Origin of the sequence: Bradyrhizobium sp. AUGA SZCCT0158, from assembly GCF_018130065.1 — a bacterium.
GTDB lineage: Bacteria > Pseudomonadota > Alphaproteobacteria > Rhizobiales > Xanthobacteraceae > Bradyrhizobium.
In genome coordinates this window covers 71,962-96,935 of sequence record NZ_JAFCME010000003.1, presented here as the reverse complement: position 1 = coordinate 96,935, position 24,974 = coordinate 71,962, and the positions used below count along the sequence as shown (strand labels likewise).

Below are 24,974 nucleotides of genomic sequence, written 5' to 3'. Positions count from 1 at the left end.
AGATCGGCCCGAGTCGTCAAAACATCACATGCCTCTGCTAGCAGGCGGCATGACCTATCTCTATTTGGGCATCGCGATTCTCTCGGAAGTCGTGGCGACAACCTTCCTGAAACTGTCTGACGGTTTCAGCAAGCCGCTGCCATCGCTGGTGACGGTCGCGGGTTACGCGGTGGCGTTCTATTTTCTGTCGCTTACCCTGCGAAGCCTGCCGACAGGCGTGGTCTATGCCGTCTGGTCGGGCGTCGGCGTCGTCCTCATCGCCACGATCGCCTGGGTGTTCCAGAGCCAGAAGTTGGATACGGCCGCGCTTTGCGGCATGGGCCTGATCGTCACCGGGGTCGTTGTGATCAATCTGTTTTCCAGCGCCTCGTCGCATTAAAGACAAGCCAGTGGCACTGAACGCCCGGGATCGGAAACGCGCAGCGCCCATCAGCCTGTCAAGCGTATCTCGCTGTGCCGCCATGCGCGAACGTTGCCCGCGCTCTCGATACTTCCGGCTTCGGCCAATGCCTGGATGCGCGCAGCCAGCATTTCCGCATCGATGGGCCATGCAAGCGCTTCGCAGCGAATGACAAGGTTGCCGATAACCCAGGCGGTCTTCTGCCAATTCGGTTTCAGAGTGGAAAAGATCAACTCGTCGAGATCGGCCTGGGACACGGACTTAGGGAGCACGACATCCGCCCATTGCAGGGTCGAATCGATGGAGGGCTCTTCGTCCGATGGCGGTCGCAAGTCCGGATAGCGATCGTAAACAGCCCGCAAAAGGCCGAAAAATGCAGGGCGGAAACGGTCTCTCCAAGGGGATTGGCGAGTGCTGTCCGATCCGCCTGATCAAGCGCTGATATGACAGCGCTCGCCCGGTCAATGGCCTCTGCAGCATCGTGCAAGTGCCTGGCAATTTCCGTGGCCTGCATCCGGTCCATGTCTCGATCTCGCAAATTAATACTACTGGAACAAATTAAGAACACTTTAGCAAGTGCTTGATATATCATTGTGATTCGGCACAGCGCCGACACAATATCTATGGTCTATCGCCAATATCGAGGACTACATGTCCATGTCCACCATCGCCTTCGATCAATTCGCGCTCACCCGTATCGCCGATTTCGCGCGCTCGCTGTCGCGGCTGCATCAGGCCTCGCGCCGCCAGCCGGTCGACGACGACACCATCGACCGTGAGTTCAATGCCGTCTGCATGTCGGTGTGGGGCTACACGACCGACGATTTCAGCGACGAGTTGTTCTCGATCGCCGACCACGCCTGGCTCGATTCGCTCGACGAGGCCCATGCGCGGATCTTTGCCGCCGAGCAGGGCTACGACCTCGTCGACGACCAGGGCATGCTGTCGGACTGGTGGGGCTATTGCTGGATGATCCTCGCCGAAAAGCGCGGCCTGCTGACGCCGGAAAACCGCGCCGCGGCGCGTGCGGCGATCGAGGAAAAATATCTGTCGGCGCCGAACGTCATCGGGGTGATCGTCGGGCGGTGATGATTGTGTTTGTCATTCCGGGATGGTCCGTAAGGACCAGACCTCAGATGCGCAATTGCGCATCGGGGAATCTCGAGATTCGGGTTCGATGCTTTGCATCGCCCCGGAATGACGGCCCTAAGATGTACTGTTGCTATCGTTGACTCGTGCGATCGGCCGTCAGTTCACTTCCGCCCGCTTCGCCGCCTTGGGAGCCGTGCTCTTCGGCACCACGCTCGCCGGCATCGCGATCTCGTTTCGCGTCTCGGGCATCACGGTCTCGCCGACCATTTCAGCGCTGACAGGTGCGACCTTCATTTCGCCGAGCCGGGCACGGACGCTGGCGGTGAGGCCGGGATAGGAGGCGACGGGCGTGAATTCGGCGGTCTGCTCGGCGCCGAGGCGAACGCCGGTATAGGCGACGAGGCCGTCGGTGGTGGCGACGACGTCACCCGAACGCAGCGAGGTGTCGAGCGCGAGGTCGACCGGCGCGAGGCCGGACGGGCTCCTGCCGTTGCAGGTGCAATCGGCGCGCAGCGCCTTGCGATAAGCGAACGCGTTTTCGCTGTCCGCGTAGCGCTCGCCATTGCTGGCCGACGCGCTGTCGATGTTGCTGCCGTAGAACACTTTGGTGGGGCTGGCGGGGCAGAACGCCTGGCACATCTGAACCGGCGTGGCGTTGCCGCGCGTGGTCAGCGGAAAATACTTGCCGTCGCAGCTACGGACGCAGAAGGCGGGTCCGGAGCCGGCGACGCGCGGCGCCGGTGCGGGCTGGGCTGGCGGCTGATTGAGGCCGAACGGATCGGCAAAGAAATTCGCCTGTGCCGGGGCTTGCCGCGCCTGCTGTTTCTGGCCGCCGCCAAAGAACATGTCGAACAGGCCTTCGGCCGATACGCTGCCGGGCACCAGCATGAAAGATGCTGCAAGCGTGGCGGCGGCAATAGAAGTCGCGCGGCGCCGCATGCGCGAAAAAACCAACTCTGTACGCAACGCTAACTCCACCCAACGCAACACTTAACCACCGACGCGCAACAGGCGCCGGTGGATTCACCATAATCCGGGATGGTAAACGAGCTATGAGCAAGCGCTCGGCAGCGGGAAAGAATTGAGTGTCGGTGGCGTGCCCCGGATGCTGCGCAGCGCGCTTGCGGTGCGCTGCTGATCCGGGGCCGATAGTGGTCGACGGGCGAGTGTGGGTCCCGGCTCTGCGGAGCAGCACGAAGGGTGCTGCACCGCGTCCGGGACACGCGCCAGACGAAAGAGCAATCAGCCCTTCAAAAATTCACCGGCCTTGTAGAGCGAGCGGAACGGAATGCCTGCCTCGGCAAACGCTTCGGTGGCGCCTTCGTCGCGGTCGACCATGGTGAAGACGAGCACGATCTCGCCGCCGGCATCGCGGACGGCTTCAACCGCTTTCAACGCCGAACCGCCGGTCGTAGTGACGTCTTCCACGATCACGATGCGCTTGCCTTGCAGGCTCTCGCCCTTGGCGAGGCCCTCGACCGCCAGGCGGGCGCCATGCTCCTTCGGCTTCTTGCGCACGAAGAACGCCGCGATCGGATGGCCCTTGAGCCAGGAGAGCTGCGCGATCGCGCCGGCCAGCGGCACCGCGCCCATTTCCAGGCCGCCGACGTAGTCGAGCTGGTCGTCCTTCAGCGCCTCGTAGGTCAATTCCGCCAGCAGCGCCGCACCCTCGGGGTCGAGCATGGTCGGCTTGAGGTTGAAGTAGAAGTCGCTCTTGCGGCCGGAGGCCAGCGTGATCTCGCCGCGGCCGAACGATCGCTTGCGGATGATCTCGGCGAGGCGGGCGCGGGAGGCTGACTTGGACAAGGCGTATTCCCAAAGGTTTGAGGCGGGCGGCAATCTATCGGTGCTTTCCCTTTCATTCCAGAGCCGATCTGGCCAAATCAACAGGGCGCGGCAATCTGCCGGGTCCCGCCGGGCGCAGGGAGGCCCCCTCGGAAACGGCGGTTGTAAGGCCGCAAGCTTCCGCGCTACGGGAGGTCCAAGCTTTATTGGGGGAAACCGTAATGACCATCGAACTGCACACCTGGAACACGCCGAACGGCCGCAAGATCTCGGTCGCGCTGGAGGAAATGGGGCTGCCCTACAAGGTGATCCCGGTAAACATCAGCAAGGGCGAGCAGATGGCGCCCGCCTTCCTCAAGCTCAGCCCCAACAACAAGATTCCCGCGATCGTCGATCCCGATGGCCCCGACGGCAAGCCGGTCAGCATTTTCGAGTCCGGCGCGATCCTGCTTTATCTCGGCGAGAAGACCGGCAAGTTCCTGCCCAAGCCGCTCAACGACCGCATCCCGGTTTATGAATGGCTGATGTGGCAGATGGGCGGCTTTGGGCCGATGCCCGGCCAGGTGCACCACTTCATCGCGCTCGAGAACGAAACCGACCGCGCCTATGGCCTGAAGCGCTACATGGACGAGACCCGCCGGCTCTATGGCGTGCTCGACCGCCGGCTCGCGAACCGTGAGTTCGTCGCGGATGCACTGTCGGTCGCCGATTTCGCCATCCTCGGCTGGGCCTGGCGCCACCCGCGCCACAAGGTGGAGTTGAAGGATTTCCCGAATGTCGAGCGCTGGTACAACGCGCTGATGGCCCGCCCGGCGACCAAGCGCGGGATGGAAGCGAAGTTGGATTGAAGTCTCGTCAGCGCCGCTCCACGCACTGGTGTCGTCGCCCGGCTTGACCGGGCGATCCAGTACGCCGGGACCTCTCGGACTGGGCAAGCTGGCCGAATGCGGCCTCGCGCACTGGTTCACATCGCCTGCTCTGGAATACTGGGTCGCCCGGTCAAGGCCGGGCGATGACAACCGTTGTTTGGCGATGGTGCCGCGCTACGCCTTCCTCGCCTCGAACGCCATTTTCACCGCCAGCCCCGCCAGCACGGTGCCCATCAGCCAGCGCTGCAGCAGCAGCCAGCTCGGCCGCGTGCCGAGAAACAGCGCGATCGATCCGGCCGCCAGCGCGATCATCGCGTTGACGCTGACGCTGATCACGATCTGGATCGCGCCCAGCGCCAGCGACTGCGTCAGCACGCTGCCGACGGTAGGGTCGATGAATTGCGGCAGCAGCGCCAGATAGAGCATCGCGATCTTCGGGTTCAAGAGATTGGTGACAAAGCCCATCGCGAACAATTTTCGCGGGCCATCGACCTGCAGCTTCTTCACCTGAAACGGCGAGCGGCCGCCCGGCTTCAGCGCCTGCCACGCCAGCCACAGCAAATAGGCCGCGCCCGCAAAGCGCAGCGCGTCATATGCGTAAGGAATGGCGAACAACAGCGCGGTGATGCCAAACGCCGCGCACAGCATGTAGAACACAAACCCGAGCGCGACGCCGCCAAGCGACACGATCCCCGCCGCCGCGCCTTGCGTGATCGAGCGCGAGATCAGGTAGATCATGTTCGGCCCCGGCGTCAGCACCATGCCGAGCGAGACGAGAGCAAAACCGAGCAGGGCGGACGTGTGGGGCATGAGCGGACTCGCGAGGGAATGCGCGCAGGTTCTAGCGCGCGACATGCCGCGATGTCATTTCGGAAATTGTACGGAGAGCAATTCTAGCAGTCGGTCACGTGTCCCGGACGCGGTGCAGCGTTCTTCACGGTGCACCGCAGAGCCGGGACCCATCTTTCACAGAAGATGGACCCCGGATCAGCTGCGCACCACGCCGCAAGGGCGGCGTGCTGCGCAGCATCCGGGGAACGCCATCGAACTAATGCGCCTCGTCCCAATTATTCGCGGCCCTCGCATCGACTTGCAGCGGCACCGAGAGCAGCACCGCCGGGAACGGTGCGTCCTGCATCACGTGCTGCACCACCGGAAGCGTCGCCGCGACTTCCTTCTCGGGCACCTCGAAGATCAGTTCGTCGTGAACCTGCAGCAGCATCTGCGCCGAGAGCTTCTTCTCGGCCAGCGCATCTTCCATCCGGATCATGGCGCGGCGGATGATGTCGGCGGCGGAGCCTTGCAGGCGGGCGTTGATCGCGGCGCGCTCGTTGAAGGAGCGGACCGAGGCGTTGCTCGCCTTGATATCGGGGTAGTGGCATTTGCGGCCGAACAGCGTCTCGACATAGCCGTTGGCTCGGCAGAAATCCCGCGTCGCATCCATGTAGGCGCGGATGCCAGGAAAGCGCTCAAAATACTTCTTGATGTAGGCCGAGGCCTCCTCGCGCGCGATGCCGAGCTGATTGGCGAGCCCAAACGCCGAGATGCCGTAGATGATGCCGAAATTGATCGCTTTGGCGCGGCGGCGCACCTCGCTCGGCATATCCTTGATCGGTACGCCGAACATTTCGGAGGCCGTCATGGCGTGAATGTCGAGTCCGTCGCGGAACGCCTGCTTCAGCACGGGAATGTCGGCGATTTCGGCCAGCAGCCGCAGCTCGATCTGCGAATAGTCAGCCGACACCAGCTTGTGGCCGGGGGTGGCGATGAAGGCGCGGCGGATCTTGCGGCCGTCCTCGGTACGCACCGGAATGTTCTGCAGGTTCGGCTCATTGGACGACAGCCGCCCGGTGGTGGTCGCGGCCAGCGCGTAGGTGGTATGAACGCGGTGGGTCTGCGGATGCACATAGATCGGCAGCGCGTCGGTATAGGTCGATTTCAGTTTCGAGACCTGCCGCCATTCCAGAATCTTCTTCGGAAATTCGTGGCCCTGTTCGGCGAGCTCATCGAGCACCTGCGCCGAGGTCGACCATGCGCCGGTCTTGGTCTTGGTGCCGCCGGTGATGCCCATCTTGCCGAAGATGATATCGCCGATCTGCTTGGGGCTGCCGACATTGATCGGCTCGCCCGCGATTTCCTGCAGTTCGGCTTCGACCCGTGCGGCGGTCTGGGCGAACTCGCCTGATAACCGCGACAGCACCTGGCGGTCGATCGAAATGCCGCGCCGCTCCATCCGCGCCAGCACCGAGATCAGCGGCCGTTCCAGCGTCTCATAGACCGCGGTCATGCGGTCGGCGACGAGCCGCGGCTTGAGCACACGCCATAACCGCAGGATCACATCGGCGCTTTCGGCCGCATATTCCGTCGCCTTGTCGATGGCGACTTGGTCGAAGGTGAGCTTGTTCTTGCCGCTGCCGGTGAGCCCGGCATAATCGACGACGGCATGGCCGAGCCAGCGCTCGGCGAGCCCTTCGAGCCCATGCGCGTTGCGGCCGGCATCCAGCGCATAGGACATCAACTGCGCATCGTCATGGTTGCGGAGTGTGACGCCGTGCTGGGCCAGCATCACGGCGTTGAACTTGATGTTGAAGCCGATCTTGAGAATGCCCGCCGATTCCAGCAGCGGCTTCAATGCGGCAAGCGCATCGCCCGCCTTGATCTGGTCCGGCGCGAGGCCGGCGTCGAACAGGCCGGCACCGCCGCCGGACTGCTTGTGGCCGAGCGGGACATAGCAGGCATCGTCGGGCGCCAGCGCCAGCGCAATGCCTGAGATCTCCGCCTGCATCGGATCGATCGAGTCTGACATTGCCTCGATGACGAAATGGCCGACATCGTGCACCCGCGCCAGCCAGGCCTTGAGCTGATCGAGGCTGCCGATGGTCTGATACTTCTTGCGGTCGAACGGGATTTTGCGGATCGCCGCCTCGCGCGCGCTCGCGAGCGAGATCGGGCTGCCTTTCAGGCTTGAGGCCTTGTCTTGCCGATCACCCGACCCCTTGGCCGGTGTGCTGGCTTTCCCGCCGGCACCTTTCTCCGCAGACAGGTCTCCACTCGGGCCGTCACGTTCCCCGACTTTCTCGGCAATTGGCAGCACCCCAAAAACGCTTGCCCCGCTTTTGTTGCCGGCATCCGCCTCCACATCGGACGGATCGATCTGCGAATAATCGGCAACGCGGCGGGTGAGGGTGGAGAACTCCATCGCCTTCAGGAACGCGATCAGTTTTCGCGCGTCGGGCTCATGGACCGCAAGATCATCGAGCGGCACGTCGAGCGCGACCTTGTCGTCGAGCAGCACCAGCTGGCGCGAAATCCGCGCCTTCTCGGCATTCTCGATCAGCGCCTCGCGCCGTTTCGGCTGCTTGATCTCGCCGGCGCGCAGCAGCAGTGTTTCCAGATCGCCATATTCGACGATCAGTTGCGCGGCGGTCTTGACGCCGATACCGGGCACACCAGGCACGTTGTCGGTCGAATCCCCTGCGAGCGCCTGGACTTCGACGACCTTCTCCGGCGGCACGCCGAACTTCTCGATCACCTCCGGGATGCCGATGCGGCGGTCCTTCATGGTGTCGTACATGGTGACGCAGTCGGTCACCAGCTGCATCAGATCCTTGTCCGACGATACGATGGTTGCGGTGGCGCCGCGCTCGCAGGCCAGCCGCACATAGGTCGCGATCAGATCGTCGGCCTCGAAGCCCACCTGTTCCAGGCAGGGCAGGTCGAACGCGCGCACCGCCTCGCGGATCAGCGCGAATTGCGGGATCAGATCGTCCGGCGCCGGCGGCCGGTGCGCCTTGTAGTCGGGGTAAAGCTTGTTGCGGAACGTGATCTCTGATTTGTCGAAGATAATCGCCAGATGGGTCGGCCGGTTGTCCTCGGGCATGTCGCGCAGCAGCTTCCACAGCATGTTGCAGAAGCCGAGCACGGCATTGACCTGCAACCCGTCGGATTTGCGGTTCAGCGGTGGTAGCGCGTGATAGGCGCGGAAGATGTAGGAGGAACCGTCGACCAGAAAGACATGGTCGCCCTTGCCCGGAACTTTGGCAGGCACCTTGGCTGCAGGCACCTTGGCTTCAGCCTTTGTTTCGGCCTTGGTCTGAGACTTGGTCTCGGACTTGGCTGCGGCTTTGGCGGGGGCGGGTTTGTCGGCTTTGGGGGCTGTTTTCGGCATGGCCGAAACTTAGGGATTTTTGCGCGGATTGACAGCCTCGGCGGGCGATTTTCCACGCTGTCATCAGCTGCCATTCAGGCGGGAATCCGGAATGGCCCAAGAACCAATTTTCGTCGTCCCGGCGAAGGCCGGGACCCATACCGCGTGATCTATCGATCGAGTAAATCTGGCTGACGCCTTCCGCTAAACGAAGGCCCGTGGTTATGGGTCCCGGCCTTCGCCGGGACGACAAGAGGAGAAACCTATTCCGCCGCCTGCAACACCGGGGCAACCTTCTTCGGCGCGATCCAGAACGCGCCGGGGCGATCGAACAGGAAGTTGGCATGCAGCGCCAGGGCCAGCCGCCAGATCGCCAGCGCGCCGACGACGCCTGCGACGGTGACGATCAGAGAGATCGTGCCGACGTCGAGGAGTCCACTGCGCAGCAGCACCGCCCTTGTCGCCGCCATCGGCAGGAAGAAGGCGAGATAGATCACAATCGAATGCTCGCCGCAAAAACGCAGGAAATTGAGCCAGCGCATGCGCGCCAAAAGCGTGCCCATCACGATGATGGCGCCGGCGCCGGCAAATCCCAGTGCGAGCGAGACCAGCGGCCAATCGCTGTAGCCCGCAATGACCAGGCCGCCATTGATCAAGGCCCACAATGCCAGACCCGCGAGCGCAAGTGCGGGCCGCGCCCGCGCGCGGTCCGACACGGCGAAGACGTAGGAAGCCAGCCAGTAACCCGCATAGAAATAGACGAAGCGCGCGCAGAATTCGTCGATCACGGTCCAGCCGGTCGCGACATGCGCCATTTCCAGCAACGCGGCCGCGGCAAAGATCGCCAGCGGCGGGGCGCTGCGTGTCAGTTTTGTGACGACAAAGAAGATCGGCAGCAGATAGATGAACCACAGCGTGCCGAACGGCTCGATGAAGGATTCCAGATACAGAAAGCCGACATGTGCCCAGCCGGCACCGGCGGCGAAAGACGGCGCCTTGAAGCCGAACTGGATCGTCACCCACAGCACGTAGAAATAGGCGAAATGCACCACCTTGCGGTCGAGATAGGTGCGCCAGTCGCGGTCGATCACGACCGCCAGGAACAGGCCTGAAATCAGGAAGAAATCCGGCATCCGGAACGGTTTGGCGAACATGACGAGCCAATGCATGAAACCGGTCTGGCCCGCCGCGGCCTCAACCCCCAGCACCGAATGCATCATCACGACCATGACGATGCAGATGCCCTTGGCATAGTCGACCCAGTCAATGCGTCCGGCCACGAAAGACGTGGCGCGTTCGGCGACAGGTAATGTGCCGTTTGGTGTCATGGTTGTCCTGTTTTGGCCCGTTGGCGCCGCATCATCGGCCCGATCCGTTGCTTTCTCCTTTATTCATACAAATGACATGCCGGTTTTCCTGCCGATTTCTTTGCCGGCCTTCTTGCCGCTCTCCGACGCTTTTCCGGTTTCCTCTTTGCCGCCAAATGCTTTAAGAGGCGGGCAGAATCTGAACCGACGTTAACCATCAAAGACGGGCTGTTTTCATGCGCATTGCCATGATTGGCACGGGCTATGTGGGGCTGGTATCCGGCGCCTGTTTTGCCGATTTCGGTCACCAGGTTACCTGCGTGGACAAGGACGGCGACAAGATCGCCGCGCTTCGGCGCGGTGAGATCCCGATTTTCGAGCCTGGGCTCGACGCGCTGGTGGCTTCCAATGTGAAGGCCAAAAGGCTGGATTTCACCACCGACCTGACCGGGCCGGTTGCGGACGCCGACGCGGTGTTCATCGCGGTCGGCACGCCGTCGCGGCGCGGCGATGGCCACGCGGATTTGAGCTACGTGCACGCCGCCGCGCGCGAGATCGCCGCGGTGCTCAAGGGGTTTACGGTCGTGGTCACCAAATCGACGGTGCCAGTCGGCACCGGCGACGAGGTTGAGCGGCTGATCCGCGAGGTCAATCCGTCGGCCGATGTGGTGGTGGCGTCCAATCCGGAATTCCTGCGCGAGGGAGCGGCGATCCGCGATTTCAAGTTCCCCGACCGTATCGTGGTCGGCACCTCGGACGAGCGCGGGCGCAAGGTGCTCGGTGATATCTACCGGCCGTTGTCGCTCAACCAGGCGCCGCTGATGTTCACGGCGCGGCGCACCGCGGAACTGATCAAATACGCCGCCAATGCGTTCCTCGCCACCAAGATCACCTTCATCAACGAGATCGCGGATCTTTCGGAGAAGGTAGGCGCCGATGTGCAGGAAGTCGCGCGCGGCATCGGGCTCGACAACCGCATCGGCGCGAAGTTCTTGCATGCCGGCCCCGGCTTCGGCGGCTCGTGCTTCCCGAAGGATACCCGCGCGCTGGTGAAGATCGCGCTCGATCACGACGTGCAGCTGCGCATCGTCGAGGCCGTGCTTGGGGTCAACGACAACCGCAAGCGCGCGATGGCCCGCAAGGTGTCGAACGCGGCCGGTGGCAGCCTGCGCGGCAAGACGGTCGCGGTGCTCGGCCTCACCTTCAAGCCCGACACCGACGACATGCGCGAGGCGCCGTCGCTTCCGCTCATCACCGGACTGCTCGACATGGGCGCCAGGGTCCGCGCCCACGATCCGGTCGGTATCGAGCAGGCGCGCAAGGAATTGCCCGATATCGAATATTGCGACGACCCCTATGACTGCCTGCGTGGCGCTGACGCCATGGTTGTCGTGACCGAATGGGTGCAATACCGCACCCTCGACCTGGAGCGCGTGAAGCGCGAGATGGCCAAGCCGGTCGTGGTGGATTTGCGCAACATCTATCGCCCCGAGGATATGGCGGCCCACGGTTTCACCTATGACAGCGTGGGGCGGGGGACAGACCCCGCAGTTTGATGCGCTTTCTTCCCTTCTCCCCTTGTGGGAGAAGGTGGCGCGAAGCGCCGGATGAGGGGTCTGCATCCGCGGATAGAGACCCCTCATCCGGCTCGCCGCCGCTGCGCGTCAGCGATCCACCTTCTCCCACAAGGGGAGAAGGGAAGAACCGACACGAGCCATAGTTGCCCCTGACCTTCGACACGCCCCTCCCGATCGACGCGGCACTCCCCGAGCTGACGCGCACGCTCGAAAGCAACAACGCCGCGGTGCTGGTGGCCCCGCCGGGCGCCGGCAAGACCACGCGGGTGCCGCTGGCGCTGCTGGACGCGCCCTGGCTCAAGGGCAAGAAGATCATCATGCTGGAGCCGCGGCGGATCGCGGCGCGCGCCAGCGCGGAACGGATGGCGCGGACGCTCGGCGAGCGCGCCGGCGAGACCGTCGGCTATCGCGTCCGCTTCGGCTCCAAGATATCGCGCGCGACCCGGATCGAGGTCGTCACCGAGGGAATCTTCTCGCGCCAGATTCTCGATGATCCCGAACTGAACGGCGTCGCCGCCGTGCTGTTCGACGAATTCCACGAGCGCTCGCTCGATGCCGATCTGGGTCTGGCGCTGGCGCGCGATGCGCAAACCGGCCTGCGCGAGGATTTGCGCATTCTCGTGATGTCGGCGACGCTCGACGGCGCGCGGGTCGGCAAACTTTTGGGCGACGCGCCTGTTGTCGCCAGCGAAGGCCGCGCCTATCCGGTGGAGACGCGTTATCTCGGCCGCAAGTCGGACGCGCCGCTGGAGCGGCAGATGGCGGACGCGATCGCAACCGCGCTGCGCGCCGATCCCGGCTCGGTGCTGGCGTTCCTGCCGGGCGCCGCCGAAATTCGCCGCACGCAGAATTTTCTCGGCGAGCGGGTCCATGATGCCAGCGTCGAGATCGTCCCGCTGTTCGGCGCGCTCGACGCCGCCGTGCAGGACCGCGCGATTGCGCCCGCGCCCAAGGGGCAGCGCAAGGTGGTGCTGGCGACATCGATTGCCGAGACCTCGCTGACCATTGAAGGCGTTCGGATTGTCGTCGATTCCGGCATGGCGCGGGTGCCGCGCTATGAGCCGGATATCGGCCTGACCCGGCTGGAAACCGTGCGTGCCTCGCGCGCCGCGGTCGATCAGCGCCGCGGCCGCGCCGGCCGCACCGAACCTGGCGTATGTTACCGGCTGTGGGACGAGCCGCAGACGGCATCGCTCGCCGCCTACACGCAGCCCGAAATTCTGTCGGCCGACCTGTCCTCGCTGGTGCTCGACCTCGCGCAATGGGGCGTGCGCGATCCCGCGACCCTGGCATTCCTCGATCCACCGCCGGCACCTGCGTTGAAGGAGGCCAACAGTCTTCTTTCCGAACTCGGCGCGCTCGACGGCGACGGCCGGATCACCGCGGAGGGCAAGAGCCTGCGCGCGCTGGCGTTGCCGCCGCGGCTGGCGCGCATGATCGTGGACTCGCATCGCGCCGGCGCGGGCGAGGAAGCCGCCGATATCGCCGCTGTTCTGACCGAGCGCGGCCTCGGCGGCGACAGCGTCGATCTCGATCACAGGCTGGATCAATTCCGCCGCGACCGTTCGTCCCGTGCCGCCAGCGCGCGCAGTCTGGCGCAGCGCTGGGCCTCGCAGGTGGCCGCCGAAGCGCCGGCTTCGTCTGCGCAAGCGGACGGCGATCTGAGCACCGGCGTCATGCTGGCATTTGCCTTCCCCGACCGGGTCGCCCGCAACCGGGGCAACGGCAGTTTTGTGCTCGCCAACGGCAGGGGGGCGGCCGTGGAGCAGACCTCGTCGCTGGCGCGCGCGCCCTATATCGCGGTTGCTGAACTGACCGGCACGGCCGCACAGGGCCGCATTCTCTTGGCGGCGCCGATCACGCAGGAAGAGATCGAGCTGCGCTTCGCCGACCAGATCGAGAACGCCGAGGAGATCACGTTCGATCGTGGCGCGATGGCGCTCCGTGCCCGGCGCAAGCGCAGCCTGCACGCCATCACGCTGTCGGAAGCGCCGATGGCGCTGTCACCTTCGGCGGAGACCGCAAAAATCTTCGCTGCCGGACTGGTCGCCCTCGGGCTAGACAGGCTGCCGTGGTCGAAATCATCAAAGCAATGGCGCGACCGCGTCATGTTCCTGCGCAAGGCCGAAGGCGACAGCTGGCCTGATCTGTCCGACGACGCACTTGCGGCCACAAGCGAGGCGTGGCTGGAGCCCGTTCTCTACGACAAGACCTCACTGAAAGACTTGGCGCCCGGCGATCTCTCCGACGCGCTGATGGCCTTATTGCCGTGGGATCTGCGGGCGCGGCTGGAGCGCGAGGCACCGACCCATTTCGAGGCGCCGACCGGCACCATGCTGGCGATCGATTATGAAGCCGAGCAGGGGCCGACGATTGCCGTTCGGCTGCAGGAATTGTTCGGGCTCAACAGCCATCCCTCGATCGCCAAGGGCGCGGTGCCGCTGGTGCTGGAACTGCTGTCGCCGGCGCAGCGGCCGGTGCAGGTGACGCGCGATTTGCCGGGGTTCTGGCGTGGCAGCTACGCAGCCGTGCGTTCCGACCTGCGCGGCCGCTATCCCCGCCATCCCTGGCCGGAAGACCCGGCCAATGCCTTGCCCACGCGACGGGTCAAGCCGCGCGGAACGTGAAGGGCGCAATTGCGCGCCTTCGTTAACGCTTCGCTCATCCTTTTCGCCAAAATGGCAGCCTCGGCCGGCGTTGTTAGTCGCGCCTTGGCCGGCGCCGTGGTGTTATCGGCGGTCTGGCCCAAATTTAGCGTATCGAGTGTGGCGTCATGCGTAATCTGATGATTTTTGCCGCCGTCCTGGTTGCCCTCGGCAGCTTCATGGCCCAGATGGCGGATAAGTTTGCGCCGGCGCTCGCCAATACCGCCCCGCCAAAAGCGCAGGTCGCAACAACGGTCGCGCAGGCCAGCGGCCGCAGCATCAGCATTCCCAGAGACGCGCGCGGCCATTTCCAGACCGACGGCCGGATCGACGGCCAGCGCGTCGACTTCATGGTCGACACCGGCGCTTCGCTGGTGGCGCTGAACGAAAAATCTGCGGCGCGGTTCGGCCTGCGCCCCTCGCGCGGCGACTACAACGCGACCGTCACCACCGCCAACGGCACCATCAAGGCCGCACGCACGCGGATTGCCATGATTGACCTCGGTGGAATCGTGGTGCGCGACGTCGACGCCATGGTGCTGCCCGACGAAGCCCTTTCGGAAAATCTGCTTGGCCTGTCGTTCCTGTCGAAGCTGAAGCGCTTCGAATACGCCAATGGCCGACTGGTGCTGGAGCAATAAAGCGTTTTCGAGCGAAGCATGCCCTCGGACTTGATCCGAGGGTGGATGCCGGTTCGCGTGAAGAAAACGCGTCAAAACAGGAATTTAGAGCTTCAGTTCTGATGCAATCAGAGCTGAAGCTCTAGGCAGTTCTGCCTTCAAATCCGCCGCAATTAATCGCCAAAAGCCGCTAATCCCGCCTTCCGCTGCGCCTGCGCTTTCGCTAAGCCTGCGGCGCTGCCCTTCTATGTCTCAAGAGGCTATCCCCCATGTTTCCGAAGCCGAAATCCGTGCTGGTTCCGAATACCTATGCCTATGAATCCGAGCCGATGGTGAAGGCAACGGGTTTTCGCGAATATGACGCGCGCTGGCTGTTCGGCAAGGAAATCAACCTGATGGGCATTCAGGCGCTGGGCATGGGGCTCGGCGCGCTGATCGCGGAACGCGGCGTCAAGCAGGAGATCGTCACCGGGCACGACTTTCGCGGCTATTCGGCCTCGATCAAATACGCGCTGATTTCGGGCCTGATGGCGGCGGGTTGCAAAGTGCACGATATCGGGCTCGCGGTGACGCCGATGGCCTATTTCGCGCAGTTCGACCTCGACGTGCCCTGCGTCGCGATGGTCACCGCGTCGCATAACGACAATGGCTGGACCGGCGTCAAGATGGGCGCCAACCGGCCGCTGACCTTCGGTCCCGACGAGATGACGCGGCTGAAGGAAATCGTGCTCAACGCCGATTTCAAGAACAAGGCCGGCGGCTCCTATCAATTCCACGAGAATTTTCCGGCGCGCTACATCGCCGACCTGACCCAGCGCCCGAAGCTGAAGCGCAAGCTGAAGGTCGTGGTCGCCTGCGGCAACGGCACCGCGGGCGCGTTCGCGCCGCAGGTGATGGAGGCGATCGGCTGCGAGGTGATCCCGCTCGATACCGAGCTTGATCACACCTTTCCGAAGTACAATCCGAACCCCGAAGACATGGAGATGCTGCACGCGATCCGCGACGCCGTGCTCACGCACAAGGCCGATGTCGGCCTCGGCTTCGACGGCGACGGCGACCGTTGCGGCGTGGTCGACAATACCGGGGAAGAAATCTTTGCCGACAAGGTCGGCGTGATGCTGGCGCGCGACATGTCGGCGATCCAAAAGGATGCGCTGTTCGTGGTCGACGTGAAGTCGACCGGACTTTTCGTCACCGATCCCGTGCTGCAGAAGCAGGGGGCCAAAACCGAGTATTGGAAGACCGGCCATTCCTACATGAAGCGCCGCACCAACGAGCTTGGCGCGCTGGCGGGCTTCGAAAAATCCGGGCACTTCTTCTTCAACAAGCCGTTCGGCCGGGGCTATGACGACGGCCTGGTTTCGGCGATCGCGATCTGCGAGATGCTCGACCGCGCCACCGGCAAGTCGATGGCGGATTTGAAAGACGCGCTGCCGAAAACCTGGTCGTCGCCGACGATGTCGCCGCATTGCGCCGACGAGACCAAATACGGCGTCGTGGACGCCGTGGTGAAGCATTTCGAGACGCTGCAAAAAAAGGGCGAGAAGGTCGCGGGCCAAAAGATCCGCGATCTCGTCACCGTCAACGGCGTGCGTGTCACGGTCGAAGATGGCAGCTGGGGCCTGGTGCGGGCGTCTTCCAACAAGCCGGAGCTGGTGGTGGTGGTCGAGAGCCCCGTTGCCGAGCAGCGGATGCACGACATGTTCGAGGCGATGAATGTGGTGCTGCGCACCCATCCCGAAGTCGGCGAGTATAATCAGAAGATTTGAGATTGACGTGTCATTGCCGGGCTTGACCCGGCAATCCATCCTCTTCGTGAAAGTGTTCTAGTGAGGATTGATGGATACGCGGGTCATAGGCGAGCGCAAGCGACGCCGTCCTTCAGACGGCTATGCCCGCGTATGACACTTGTGGCGCCTACGCCGCGTGAAGCGAGCCGAGGAAGCTGTCGACTTCGGATTTCAGCCGGTCCGATTGCGACGACAGGCCATTCGCGGCATCGAGCAACCGTGCCGTCCCGCGGCCGGCTTCATCGGAAGCCCGGCTGACGCTGAGGATGCTGTCGTTGACATCCCTGGTGCTATCAGCGGCCTGCTGCACGTTCCCCGCGATTTCCCGCGTTGCGGAGCCCTGCTGATCGACCGCGGCGGCGATTCCGCTTGAGATCTCGTCGATCTCGGCGATGGTGCCGCTGATCACCTGGATGGCGTTGACGGCTTCGCCGGTGGCGGTCTGGATGGCTTGAATCTGCGCGGAAATTTCCTCCGTCGCGTTCGCGGTCTGATTGGCCAGCGCCTTGACTTCGCTCGCTACCACCGCAAATCCCCTGCCATGTTCGCCGGCGCGGGCGGCTTCGATCGTGGCGTTCAGCGCCAGCAAATTGGTCTGGCTGGCGATGCTCTGGATCAGCGTCACCACTTCGCCGATCTTCTGGGTGCCGGCGGCAAGTCCCTCGACCACGGCGTTGGTGCGACGCGCCTCATCGGCGGCCTTGTTGGCGATCTCGGCGGAGCGCGTCACCTGCTGGGCGATGCTGTTGATCGAAGCCGCGAGCTCTTCGGTTGCCGATGCCACCGTTTCCACGTTCGCCGAGGCCTGCGTCGATGCGGCGGCGACCGTGGCGGTCTGCCGCGAGGTTTCAGCGTTGCTTTCGCTCATCGAGGCCGACAGACCCTGCATCTCGCTGGCGGCCACGGCGACGGCCTCGACGACGCCGCTGATCCTGCGCTCGAAGCCGGCGGACAGTTCGCGCCTTGCCGCATCACGGTCGCGCTTGGCTTGCTCGGCCATGTTGCGGTCGGCAGTGGCGCGCGCTTCGGCAGCGCTGGCCGCATCGGCCTCCGCGGTCTTCTGTGCGGCCATTTCGAACAAATGGGTGACCGTGGTCGTGAGCCAGATCAACACGCCTGCCTCGATCAGGAGGATGACGGCGTGGAGAACGACGCGGCCAAAATCGGAGCCGCCGGGATAGACCGCGGCCGGCAGCAGGAAGTTCAGCGTCAGGTGGTGCAGCGCGACAGCCGCGGTGCCGAGGACGATCGGCCGGTAATCGCAATAGGCGACCAGACAGGCCAGCGCTGCGAAGAAGTACATGTGCATGTCGACCTGCCAGCGATGTCCCGCGAGCTGGAAGACAAACATCGCGACATCGGCCATCAACGCGACCGCAACGATCAGGCGGGTGGAAAGCCCGTTCCCCGACATGCGCCACGATACGGTCGCGGCCAGCGCCATTGCGGCCATGAAGGCGGCCGGTACCAGCCAGTCGGCGTCGCGCGCCATACCGATGACGAGCGCGATCGGAACGTGCAGCCAGAGCACCGCGAGCAATATCTTGCTGGCTGTTTCGCGCAGGATTACCAGCGATGGCGGCGTTGGCGGACGCGGTAGCAAGCAACGCCTGCTTGTCGCTCCACCATGGCGGGAAAGCCACCGCCACGACCTCGGCGCCGGTCCTGACCTGCAACGACAGTGCTGCGATTCCGATCCAGCTCGCGATCAGCAGCGCAGCAGCGTTCAGCCAGACAGGCCGTCGGGTCGTTGGAATGATTTCCCCCCGCTCCATCACAGAACAATATCGTGACGAAGCTAACGGCGCGTAAACCTTCAGCCTAAGGTAGCGTTGTCGCGGCGCAACATCGGACGGCGGTTACGCCGCCGGGACCGGCAGTGCGGTAACCGACTTGATCTTCTCCATCGCAAAGCGCGAGGTCACGTTCTTCAGCGGCACGGCGCTGATCAGCTTCTTGTAGAACACGTCATAGCTCGCCATGTCGGCGACCACGACGCGCAGCATGTAATCGACGTCGCCCGCCATCCGGTAGAATTCCATCACCTCGGGCATGGCGCTGACGGCGCTGGCGAAGGTCTTCAGCCAGGCTTCGGAATGATCGGAACTCTCGACCGAGACGAATACGGAAATGCCGAGCCCGATCTTGTTCTGATCGACCAGCGCAACCCGGCGCAGGATCACGCCGTCGGCCTCTAACCGCTGGATGCGCTTCCAGCACGGCGTCGAGGACAGCCCGACCCGGTCGCCGATCTCGGCTACGGACAGCGAGGCGTCCTCCTGCAGCACCGTCAGGATTTTGCGGTCGATGGCGTCAAGGCGGCGATTGGCTTCGTGAAGCTGGACTGCAATGTCGGTCATGAGAAGAATGTTCCATGAATGAGGCTTTCATTCCTCATATATAGAAAATTCTTCTATAGCAAGCCTATCTTATTGGCCGGTCGAGGCCGGGCTGGTACTCTGGCCTTGGCTCAAAAGCTCTTCAACTTCAATACGTTGCGGGGCAGCAAAGGCGCCGCCAAAGCGGGTGCATTTCAAGGCCGCGGCAGCCGAGGCAAACCGAAGCGCCTGCTGCAATTCCTGCCGCTCGGTGATCGCGAGCGCGAAGGCGCCGTGGAACACGTCACCGGCGCCTAGGGTGTCGACGGTATGGACCGGGAAGGCCGGGGTTTCCTGGATACCCCCGTTCTCGTCGAGCCAGATCGTGCCGCGCGCACCGCGGGTCCCCGCCAGGAACGACTTGGTCAGCTTTGCGATTTTCTTCAGGGCCTGGGCGTCGTCGGCGACATCAGCGGTCTCCTGCAGCGGCTCGCTCGAGAACACCAGATGCGAGGACGCATTGAGCAGCCCCTCGCGCAGCGACATCGCGCGATCGACGTCGACGATCACAGGGATGCCGCGCCGTTGCGCCTCGGCGCATAGATCCGTGCAGAATTCCGCGCAACGACTCTCGGTGAGAATGGCGGCACAATCGTCCAGCAGCGTGTCGAAGTCGGGCAACTTGACCTTCCACAGCTCCGGATCGCGGAAGGTCACGATGGTGCGCTCGCCGGAAGGATCGATCATGACAGCCGAGATCGGCGTCACCAGGCCCGGCATGTGGATGAGATGTTTCGTCTCGATGCCCTCATGCACCATCTGATCGAAGATGAAGCGAGCAGATGTTTCCTTGGCATCGCCCATCGGCCCGCAGATCGAGGCGCGTCCACCGAGCCGAACGATGCCGATCGCGCCATTGAGCGCGTTGCCGCCACAGATTTCGTCGAATGCGGTGGCGTTCTCCTTGGAGCCGCGCCCAGGAACACCTGGCGTATGAAAGGTCAGGTCGCGCACCGGCATGCCGATGCACAGGATGCGCGGCGGGGGTTTCGGCGCTGTATCGTGAAAATTCATGCCGGAATCCGTCATGTCGGTTCCACCGTGTGCCGGAACCCGGAAAAGCGATGCAGTCCGGGGGTAATGATCTGGTCCATCGGAGAGTTCCCGCTATGCGCCCGAATCGTTAGCCCCATGCACCCAGCGGCCGATCAAATGGTGAGCGATCGCGAACGGATGGGCGGCAAACATGCCGTCGGGATGTGTGCGGCTGTGCATCAGGGCCACTTCGTCGCGAGTGAACCAGCGTGCATCCTCCAGTTCGGCCTTGTCGACCACGATTTCGTCCGAGGTTGCGCGTGCGGCGCATCCGATCATCAGCGATGACGGGTAGGGCCACGGCTGCGTCATGTAATAGGTCACGTCGGTGCAGTGAATTCCGGATTCCTCGAAAATCTCGCGCCGGACCGCGTCCTCGATGGTTTCGGCGACCTCGACGAAGCCCGCCAGGCACGACCACATCCCCGGCAAAAACTGCTTCTGCCGTCCCAGCAGACATCTGTCGCCATGAGTGACCAGCATGATGACGACCGGATCGGTGCGCGGAAAATGCTCGGCCTTGCAGTTCGGGCAGTCCCGCTTCCAGCCACCCTCCTTCATCGCGGTGCGGGTGCCGCAATTGGCGCAATAGCCATGGCGCTGATGCCAGCTCACCATCGATTTCGCCATCGCGATCGCCGAGAGCTGTTCGGTCGGCACCGCGCCCTGCATCACCATGCCGCGCAGGTCGGTGACCGCGACGTCGTCGCGCGTCAGCAGCTTTTCCACCGCCGCCGCCGCAATCCCCATGCCGAAAACCGGCGCACCGTCGCGCAGGCCCAAAAAGATCGTGCCCGGATTGGCGCCCAGTTTCGCGGCCTCATCGACGCTGAGCAGGACGCGCGATCCTCCGGCCTCCTGCCGCACCACCAGCGAGTCGCGGTAGATCACATAGGCGCCGGCGTCGCGGTGGCTTTCCAGCGCGAACAGTTTCTCGTCATTGCTGCGCAGATGCGCGGCGCGGTCGAGAATGTCGGTGACGAAAGCGGGCTTGCCGAGTGGAAACGAATCGAAAATTGACATGAATTCAACCTAGCCAAATCTTGCGGCGGAGCGCGCTGATGAAATTCTGGACTTCCTCGGCGTCATGCGCCAGTGGCGGCATCACGCCCCAGACCGGCCGCGGCCAGGCGGCGTCGCTCGTGCGGCGCGCGACGACGTGAACATGGAGCTGTGGCACCAGATTGCCCAGTGCCGCGATATTGAGCTTGTCGCATTTGGTGATGTCTTTGAGGGCACGGGCGACGCGCGAGACTTCCGTCATCAACTGCGCCTGGGCGACCTCGTCGAGATCGATGATTTCCACCGCCCCCTCGCGGCGCGGCACCAGCAGCAGCCACGGGTAATGCGCGTCCTTGATCACCAGCACCCGGCACAGCGGCAGGTCGCCAATGTCGATGGTGTCTTTCTTGAGCTGGGAGTGCAGCGACCAGTCGGATGCAGACATTATCTCACCTCGTCATGCCCGGCCTTGTGCCGGGCATCCACGTCTTTCTTGTGGATGCAAGGTGAGACGTGGATGGCCGGGACAAGCCCGGCCATGACGGCAAGTAAAGCCTTTCCGCGGTTCCACACAAGTCCTGCGAACCCCGTTTACCCCGCTTGCTTTCCGGCCCTTTTGGCCCCAAATAAGGACCGGGAGATTGGCGGTGGACGAGCCACTCGCCAACCGGGTCAGGTCCGGAAGGAAGCAGCCCTAACGAGGTCCGGATCGGGTCGCTCGTCAGTCTCCTACCTGTTTTTCGAGCGAATCGCGCTCAAGGCGGCGAGGCCCGCCTTTGGCGCTTGATTCCTCCACCGTTCCGCAAGCCGGCCTTGAGAGACAATCAATTGCGGATCGACCGATGAGTGATGCTGGCGCTCCCCCCGAAAATGCAGGCCGCCTCGATCTCGGCGGGCTGCCGGAGGCCGGAAAGCCCTACCGGGTGCTGGCGCGCAAATACCGCCCCTCCAGTTTCGAGGATTTGATCGGCCAGGAGGCCATGGTCCGCACCGTTTCGAATGCGTTCGAAACGGGGCGAATCCCGCAGGCCTGGATTCTGACCGGGGTGCGCGGGGTCGGCAAAACCACCACGGCGCGGATTCTCGCCCGCGCGCTCAATTACGAAATGGCCGACGGTTCGGTGAAGGGACCGGCGATCCAGATGCCCACGCTCGGCGTGCATTGCCAGGCGATCATGGAAAGCCGGCACATGGACGTGCTGGAAATGGACGCCGCGTCGCATACCGGCGTCGACGACGTGCGCCAGATCAATGACAGCGTGCGCTATGCACCGGCCTCTGCGCGCTACAAGGTCTACATCATCGACGAAGTCCACATGCTGTCGACCGCGGCCTTCAACGCCTTCCTGAAGACGCTGGAGGAGCCGCCGGAGCACGCCAAGTTCGTGTTCGCGACCACCGAGATCCGCAAGGTGCCGGTCACGGTGCTGTCGCGCTGCCAGCGTTTTGACCTCCGCCGCGTCGAGGCCGACGTGCTGATGGGGCACCTGTCCAACATCGCGACCAAGGAAGGTGTCGAGGTTGAACCCGAGGCGCTCGGCATCATCGCGCGCGCCGCCGAAGGCTCGGTGCGCGATTCGTTGTCGCTGTTCGACCAGGCGATCGCGCATGCGGCCGGCACCGTGCGCGCCGACGCAGTGCGGCAGATGCTTGGGCTCGCGGACCGCACGCGCGTGATTGATTTGTTTGAATCGCTGGCCCGCGGCGACATCGCCAGCGCCTTCAAGGAATTCCGCGAGCAATATGATGTCGGCGCCGATCCGGTCGTGGTGCTGTCCGATCTCGCCGAGTTCGTCAATTTCGTCACCCGCGTGAAAGTCGTGCCGGCCACCGCCGACAACGTCGCCTATGGCGAGACCGAACGCGTGCGTGCCCGCGATTTTGCGGCAAAATTGTCGATGCGGGTGCTGTCGCGCATGTGGCAGATGCTCCTGAAAGGCATCACCGAGGTGCAGACCGCGACGCGGCCGGCGGCGGCGGCCGAAATGGTGCTGGTGCGCATCGCCTATGTCGCCGACATGCCCACGCCAGACGAAGCGATCAGGATGCTTGAACAAAACGGCGGTGGCTCGCCGGTCGTTTCGGCAAGTGCTGCGCCCTCGCGCGCGGCGCCGGCCTCGACCGTGTCTTCCATGTCGTCAGCGCCGATGCGCGGGCCCACGGCGCAAAGGTCCGGCGCCGAGGCGTCCGCGCGCCCGCAAATGGCCGCGCCCGCGCCGGAGCCGCAGTCTGCGCCCGCTTTGCGGATCACCAGCTTTGCGCAGCTCGTCGCGCTGGCCGGCGAGAAGCGCGATCTGCTGATCAAGGCGGCGCTCGAGGCCGACATGCGGCTGGTGCGCCTCGAGGATGGGCGGCTGGAAGTCGCGCTCGAACGCCACGCGGCGCGGGCGCTGGTCAGCGATCTCTCCCGCAAGCTGGAACTATGGACCGGCCGGCGCTGGACCGTGATCGTCTCCAACGAGACCGGCCAGCCGACGGTTCGTTCGCAGAACGAGCATGCGAAGAACGAACATGCGCGGGCCGCGGAAGCCGATCCGCGCGTGCAGGAAGTGCTGGCGCGGTTCCCGGGCGCCAAGGTCGTCGAGGTGCGCAAGCTTGCCGCCGAGCCGCCGGAAACCGACGCGATCGGTGACGACCCGGCCGAGCGTTCGGACAGTGACGACGATTGATCGATATCTTGAGCGGACGCACCCAAGGAAAACTGCAAGGAAAACCAAATGGCTGATTTTCTCGGCATGATGAAGCAGGCGGCGCAGCTGCAATCCAAGATGCAGGCGATGCAGGAAGAACTCGGCAATGTCGAAGTCGAGGGCATTTCCGGCGGCGGCATGGTCGCCGTGCGGATGACCGCGAAGATGGAAGTGAAGGGCGTCAAGATCGACCCATCGCTGATGAAGGCGGAGGACCGCGAAATCCTCGAAGACCTGCTGGTGACGGCGCATAACGACGCCCGGCGCAAGGCAGAAACCGCGATGCAGGAAAAGATGCAGGCGCTGACCGGCGGGCTCGGCCTGCCACCAGGGCTTGGTCTTACCTGAAGTCTTGGCCTTACCTGAAGTCTTGGTCTTACTTAAATGCTTGGTCTCACCTGAAATGGCTACCGCGGTTGCCGGCCCCGAAATCGAACGTCTGATCCAGCTGTTGGCGCGGTTGCCGGGGCTTGGGCCGCGTTCGGCGCGGCGCGCGGCGCTGCATCTGATCAAGAAGCGCGAAGCGCTGATGACGCCGCTCGCCGGCGCGCTGCAGGTGGCGATCGAAAAGATCCAGGTCTGCAAGACTTGCGGCAGTATCGATACGCAAAATCCCTGCACGGTCTGTACCGATCCGCGGCGCGATCCCACGACCATCGTCGTGGTCGCCGACGTCGCGGATTTGTGGGCGCTGGAGCGGGCCAATGCGACCAACGGCCGCTATCACGTGCTGGGCGCCACGCTGTCGCCGCTCGACGGCGTCGGTCCGCAGGATCTCACCATCGACGCGCTGGTGGCGCGCGCACATGACCAGCAGGTGAGTGAGATCATCCTGGCGCTGAATGCAACGGTTGATGGCCAGACCACGGCGCATTACATCACCGATTTGTTGCAAGAGGCCAATGTCAAGGTCACACGGCTGGCCCATGGTGTTCCAGTCGGCGGCGAACTTGATTATCTCGATGAAGGTACGCTATCGGCTGCGATGCGACAGCGAACACTGTTCTGATTCTCTTTATCATGGAACTATCGGAAATGACGAAACGACGATTCGCCATACGCTCGGCTTTTGTGTTGGTAATGGTCACGGCGTTTGCTGCGCCTGCTGGCTCCGCGCAGACGGCTCAGCAGGAGGAACCTGCACCGGCCAAGGCAGGCAAGCTGATCAATGTGGGAGACATCCTCTCGGGCGAGCTCAACGCCATGAAGACGCGCGGCGGCAAGCGTGGCGCGAAGGTCTCGACCTACCAGATCACGTCCGAGCCGCGTCGCCTGCCGCCACCGAGCGGTCTGTGCAACCTCGAGACTGGGCCGGAGACTTTCCAACTCGTCATCACCAGCGACGCGCAGGCTGCGCAGTTGAAGGGCAAGGTCGGCAAGGAAATTTCGGTGAAGGTCGATGAAGTCGCCTGTGCCGAGGCTGCCGGACAAATGAGCGAAGCCGTGATCACCAAGTGGAGCGTCGTGACCAAGAACTGAGTTTGTCGCGGCCGCTGTCACAAACACCACTGTCATCGCCCGGCTTGACCGGGCGACCCAGTACGCCGCGGCTTCTCGATTCAGCAACCGGCGTTTCTGGAATACTGGGTCCCCGCCTTCGCGCGGACGACAACCGAGGTTGTTGACACAGCGTTCAA

22 protein-coding genes and 1 other RNA gene are annotated in these 24,974 nt (G+C 63.7%); 12 read left to right on the top strand and 11 right to left on the bottom strand.

The features are described 5' to 3' along the window. The first annotated feature begins 49 nt into the window (after positions 1-49). Complete coding sequence (locus JQ574_RS05275) at positions 50-379, top strand: multidrug efflux SMR transporter (RefSeq protein ID WP_212209398.1); 330 nt, start codon at positions 50-52, stop codon at positions 377-379. A gap of 50 nt (positions 380-429) precedes the next feature. Here the strand turns inward: JQ574_RS05275 and JQ574_RS05270 are convergent, their stop codons facing one another. After that, positions 430-657: a DUF3658 domain-containing protein gene (locus JQ574_RS05270; protein ID WP_212209299.1), complete on the bottom strand. Its 228-nt coding sequence runs from the start codon at positions 655-657 to the stop codon at positions 430-432. Positions 658-1,057: 400 nt separating this feature from the next. Between JQ574_RS05270 and JQ574_RS05265 the strand changes: the two genes are divergently transcribed. Further along, positions 1,058-1,489 carry a hypothetical protein gene (locus tag JQ574_RS05265; RefSeq protein WP_212209399.1) on the top strand — a complete coding sequence of 144 codons (432 nt, stop codon included), beginning with the start codon at positions 1,058-1,060 and terminating at the stop codon, positions 1,487-1,489. A gap of 159 nt (positions 1,490-1,648) precedes the next feature. Here the strand turns inward: JQ574_RS05265 and JQ574_RS05260 are convergent, their stop codons facing one another. Continuing rightward, entirely contained in the window at positions 1,649-2,458 is an 810-nt protein-coding gene (locus JQ574_RS05260; RefSeq protein WP_409363404.1) for a DUF2865 domain-containing protein, read from the bottom strand. 276 nt (positions 2,459-2,734) lie between these two features. Continuing rightward, a complete protein-coding gene (pyrE, locus tag JQ574_RS05255; protein WP_212209300.1) occupies positions 2,735-3,298 on the bottom strand; it encodes an orotate phosphoribosyltransferase in 564 nt (187 codons plus the stop codon). Between the two features lie 200 nt (positions 3,299-3,498). Here pyrE and JQ574_RS05250 point away from each other — a divergent pair, with 200 nt between their 5' ends. Then, a complete protein-coding gene (locus JQ574_RS05250; RefSeq protein ID WP_212209301.1) occupies positions 3,499-4,125 on the top strand; it encodes a glutathione S-transferase family protein in 627 nt (208 codons plus the stop codon). A gap of 195 nt (positions 4,126-4,320) precedes the next feature. Here JQ574_RS05250 and JQ574_RS05245 read toward each other — a convergent pair whose 3' ends face one another. The 3 genes from JQ574_RS05245 to JQ574_RS05235 form a co-directional block, all read right to left on the bottom strand. Next, on the bottom strand, positions 4,321-4,956 hold the full coding sequence (locus JQ574_RS05245) for a LysE family translocator (protein ID WP_212036478.1): 636 nt from the start codon (positions 4,954-4,956) through the stop codon (positions 4,321-4,323). A 238-nt stretch (positions 4,957-5,194) separates the two neighbouring features. After that, positions 5,195-8,314 (bottom strand): DNA polymerase I, encoded by a 3,120-nt coding sequence (polA, locus tag JQ574_RS05240; RefSeq protein ID WP_212209302.1) that lies wholly within the window; start codon positions 8,312-8,314, stop codon positions 5,195-5,197. A gap of 242 nt (positions 8,315-8,556) precedes the next feature. After that, positions 8,557-9,621, bottom strand: coding sequence for an acyltransferase family protein (locus JQ574_RS05235; protein ID WP_212209303.1), 1,065 nt, complete (start codon positions 9,619-9,621; stop codon positions 8,557-8,559). A gap of 215 nt (positions 9,622-9,836) precedes the next feature. Between JQ574_RS05235 and JQ574_RS05230 the strand changes: the two genes are divergently transcribed. The 4 genes from JQ574_RS05230 (at position 9,837) to JQ574_RS05215 (ending at position 16,211) form a co-directional block, all read left to right on the top strand. Beyond that, positions 9,837-11,156, top strand: coding sequence for a UDP-glucose/GDP-mannose dehydrogenase family protein (locus JQ574_RS05230; RefSeq protein ID WP_212209304.1), 1,320 nt, complete (start codon positions 9,837-9,839; stop codon positions 11,154-11,156). Between the two features lie 164 nt (positions 11,157-11,320). Continuing rightward, positions 11,321-13,804, top strand: a complete 2,484-nt coding sequence (gene hrpB, locus JQ574_RS05225; protein WP_212383367.1) for an ATP-dependent helicase HrpB — start codon at positions 11,321-11,323, stop codon at positions 13,802-13,804. Positions 13,805-13,950: 146 nt separating this feature from the next. Continuing rightward, positions 13,951-14,463, top strand: a complete 513-nt coding sequence (locus tag JQ574_RS05220) for a TIGR02281 family clan AA aspartic protease (protein WP_212209306.1) — start codon at positions 13,951-13,953, stop codon at positions 14,461-14,463. 248 nt (positions 14,464-14,711) lie between these two features. Next, on the top strand, positions 14,712-16,211 hold the full coding sequence (locus JQ574_RS05215; protein ID WP_212209307.1) for a phosphomannomutase/phosphoglucomutase: 1,500 nt from the start codon (positions 14,712-14,714) through the stop codon (positions 16,209-16,211). A 148-nt stretch (positions 16,212-16,359) separates the two neighbouring features. Here JQ574_RS05215 and JQ574_RS05210 read toward each other — a convergent pair whose 3' ends face one another. From JQ574_RS05210 to JQ574_RS05190, 5 genes are all read right to left on the bottom strand, one after another. Further along, positions 16,360-17,835, bottom strand: coding sequence for a methyl-accepting chemotaxis protein (locus JQ574_RS05210; RefSeq protein WP_249119123.1), 1,476 nt, complete (start codon positions 17,833-17,835; stop codon positions 16,360-16,362). A gap of 256 nt (positions 17,836-18,091) precedes the next feature. Further along, positions 18,092-18,592, bottom strand: coding sequence for an Lrp/AsnC family transcriptional regulator (locus JQ574_RS05205; protein WP_192739183.1), 501 nt, complete (start codon positions 18,590-18,592; stop codon positions 18,092-18,094). A 69-nt stretch (positions 18,593-18,661) separates the two neighbouring features. Then, positions 18,662-19,624 (bottom strand): sugar kinase, encoded by a 963-nt coding sequence (locus tag JQ574_RS05200; protein ID WP_212383365.1) that lies wholly within the window; start codon positions 19,622-19,624, stop codon positions 18,662-18,664. A gap of 93 nt (positions 19,625-19,717) precedes the next feature. Then, positions 19,718-20,668 carry an NAD(+) diphosphatase gene (nudC, locus tag JQ574_RS05195; protein WP_212209311.1) on the bottom strand — a complete coding sequence of 317 codons (951 nt, stop codon included), beginning with the start codon at positions 20,666-20,668 and terminating at the stop codon, positions 19,718-19,720. A 4-nt stretch (positions 20,669-20,672) separates the two neighbouring features. Continuing rightward, positions 20,673-21,092 carry an HIT domain-containing protein gene (locus JQ574_RS05190; protein ID WP_212209312.1) on the bottom strand — a complete coding sequence of 140 codons (420 nt, stop codon included), beginning with the start codon at positions 21,090-21,092 and terminating at the stop codon, positions 20,673-20,675. Positions 21,093-21,283: 191 nt separating this feature from the next. Between JQ574_RS05190 and ffs the strand changes: the two genes are divergently transcribed. From ffs to JQ574_RS05165, 5 genes are all read left to right on the top strand, one after another. Beyond that, positions 21,284-21,380, top strand: an RNA gene (ffs, locus tag JQ574_RS05185) — signal recognition particle sRNA small type. A gap of 109 nt (positions 21,381-21,489) precedes the next feature. After that, positions 21,490-23,316, top strand: a complete 1,827-nt coding sequence (locus JQ574_RS05180; RefSeq protein WP_212209313.1) for a DNA polymerase III subunit gamma/tau — start codon at positions 21,490-21,492, stop codon at positions 23,314-23,316. A gap of 48 nt (positions 23,317-23,364) precedes the next feature. Next, a complete protein-coding gene (locus tag JQ574_RS05175) occupies positions 23,365-23,685 on the top strand; it encodes a YbaB/EbfC family nucleoid-associated protein (protein ID WP_192739178.1) in 321 nt (106 codons plus the stop codon). A gap of 55 nt (positions 23,686-23,740) precedes the next feature. Continuing rightward, entirely contained in the window at positions 23,741-24,346 is a 606-nt protein-coding gene (gene recR / locus JQ574_RS05170) for a recombination mediator RecR (RefSeq protein WP_212209314.1), read from the top strand. A 26-nt stretch (positions 24,347-24,372) separates the two neighbouring features. Continuing rightward, positions 24,373-24,816 (top strand): hypothetical protein, encoded by a 444-nt coding sequence (locus JQ574_RS05165; protein ID WP_212209315.1) that lies wholly within the window; start codon positions 24,373-24,375, stop codon positions 24,814-24,816. Positions 24,817-24,974 lie beyond the last annotated feature (158 nt).

Excerpts from the sequence above, each read along its gene's own strand:
- JQ574_RS05215 (WP_212209307.1), top strand. The coding sequence starts at position 14,712 with ATGTTTCCGAAGCCGAAATCCGTGCTGGTTCCGAATACCTATGCCTAT.
- JQ574_RS05205 (WP_192739183.1), bottom strand. The coding sequence starts at position 18,592 with ATGACCGACATTGCAGTCCAGCTTCACGAAGCCAATCGCCGCCTTGAC.
- nudC (WP_212209311.1), bottom strand. The coding sequence starts at position 20,668 with ATGTCAATTTTCGATTCGTTTCCACTCGGCAAGCCCGCTTTCGTCACC.
- JQ574_RS05175 (WP_192739178.1), top strand. The coding sequence starts at position 23,365 with ATGGCTGATTTTCTCGGCATGATGAAGCAGGCGGCGCAGCTGCAATCC.
- recR (WP_212209314.1), top strand. The coding sequence starts at position 23,741 with ATGGCTACCGCGGTTGCCGGCCCCGAAATCGAACGTCTGATCCAGCTG.
- JQ574_RS05200 (WP_212383365.1), bottom strand. The coding sequence starts at position 19,624 with ATGAATTTTCACGATACAGCGCCGAAACCCCCGCCGCGCATCCTGTGC.
- JQ574_RS05165 (WP_212209315.1), top strand. The coding sequence starts at position 24,373 with ATGACGAAACGACGATTCGCCATACGCTCGGCTTTTGTGTTGGTAATG.
- JQ574_RS05265 (WP_212209399.1), top strand. The coding sequence starts at position 1,058 with ATGTCCACCATCGCCTTCGATCAATTCGCGCTCACCCGTATCGCCGAT.
- JQ574_RS05235 (WP_212209303.1), bottom strand. The coding sequence starts at position 9,621 with ATGACACCAAACGGCACATTACCTGTCGCCGAACGCGCCACGTCTTTC.
- JQ574_RS05275 (WP_212209398.1), top strand. The coding sequence starts at position 50 with ATGACCTATCTCTATTTGGGCATCGCGATTCTCTCGGAAGTCGTGGCG.
- JQ574_RS05250 (WP_212209301.1), top strand. The coding sequence starts at position 3,499 with ATGACCATCGAACTGCACACCTGGAACACGCCGAACGGCCGCAAGATC.
- JQ574_RS05230 (WP_212209304.1), top strand. The coding sequence starts at position 9,837 with ATGCGCATTGCCATGATTGGCACGGGCTATGTGGGGCTGGTATCCGGC.
- JQ574_RS05190 (WP_212209312.1), bottom strand. The coding sequence starts at position 21,092 with ATGTCTGCATCCGACTGGTCGCTGCACTCCCAGCTCAAGAAAGACACC.
- JQ574_RS05180 (WP_212209313.1), top strand. The coding sequence starts at position 21,490 with ATGAGTGATGCTGGCGCTCCCCCCGAAAATGCAGGCCGCCTCGATCTC.
- JQ574_RS05220 (WP_212209306.1), top strand. The coding sequence starts at position 13,951 with ATGCGTAATCTGATGATTTTTGCCGCCGTCCTGGTTGCCCTCGGCAGC.
- JQ574_RS05245 (WP_212036478.1), bottom strand. The coding sequence starts at position 4,956 with ATGCCCCACACGTCCGCCCTGCTCGGTTTTGCTCTCGTCTCGCTCGGC.
- polA (WP_212209302.1), bottom strand. The coding sequence starts at position 8,314 with ATGCCGAAAACAGCCCCCAAAGCCGACAAACCCGCCCCCGCCAAAGCC.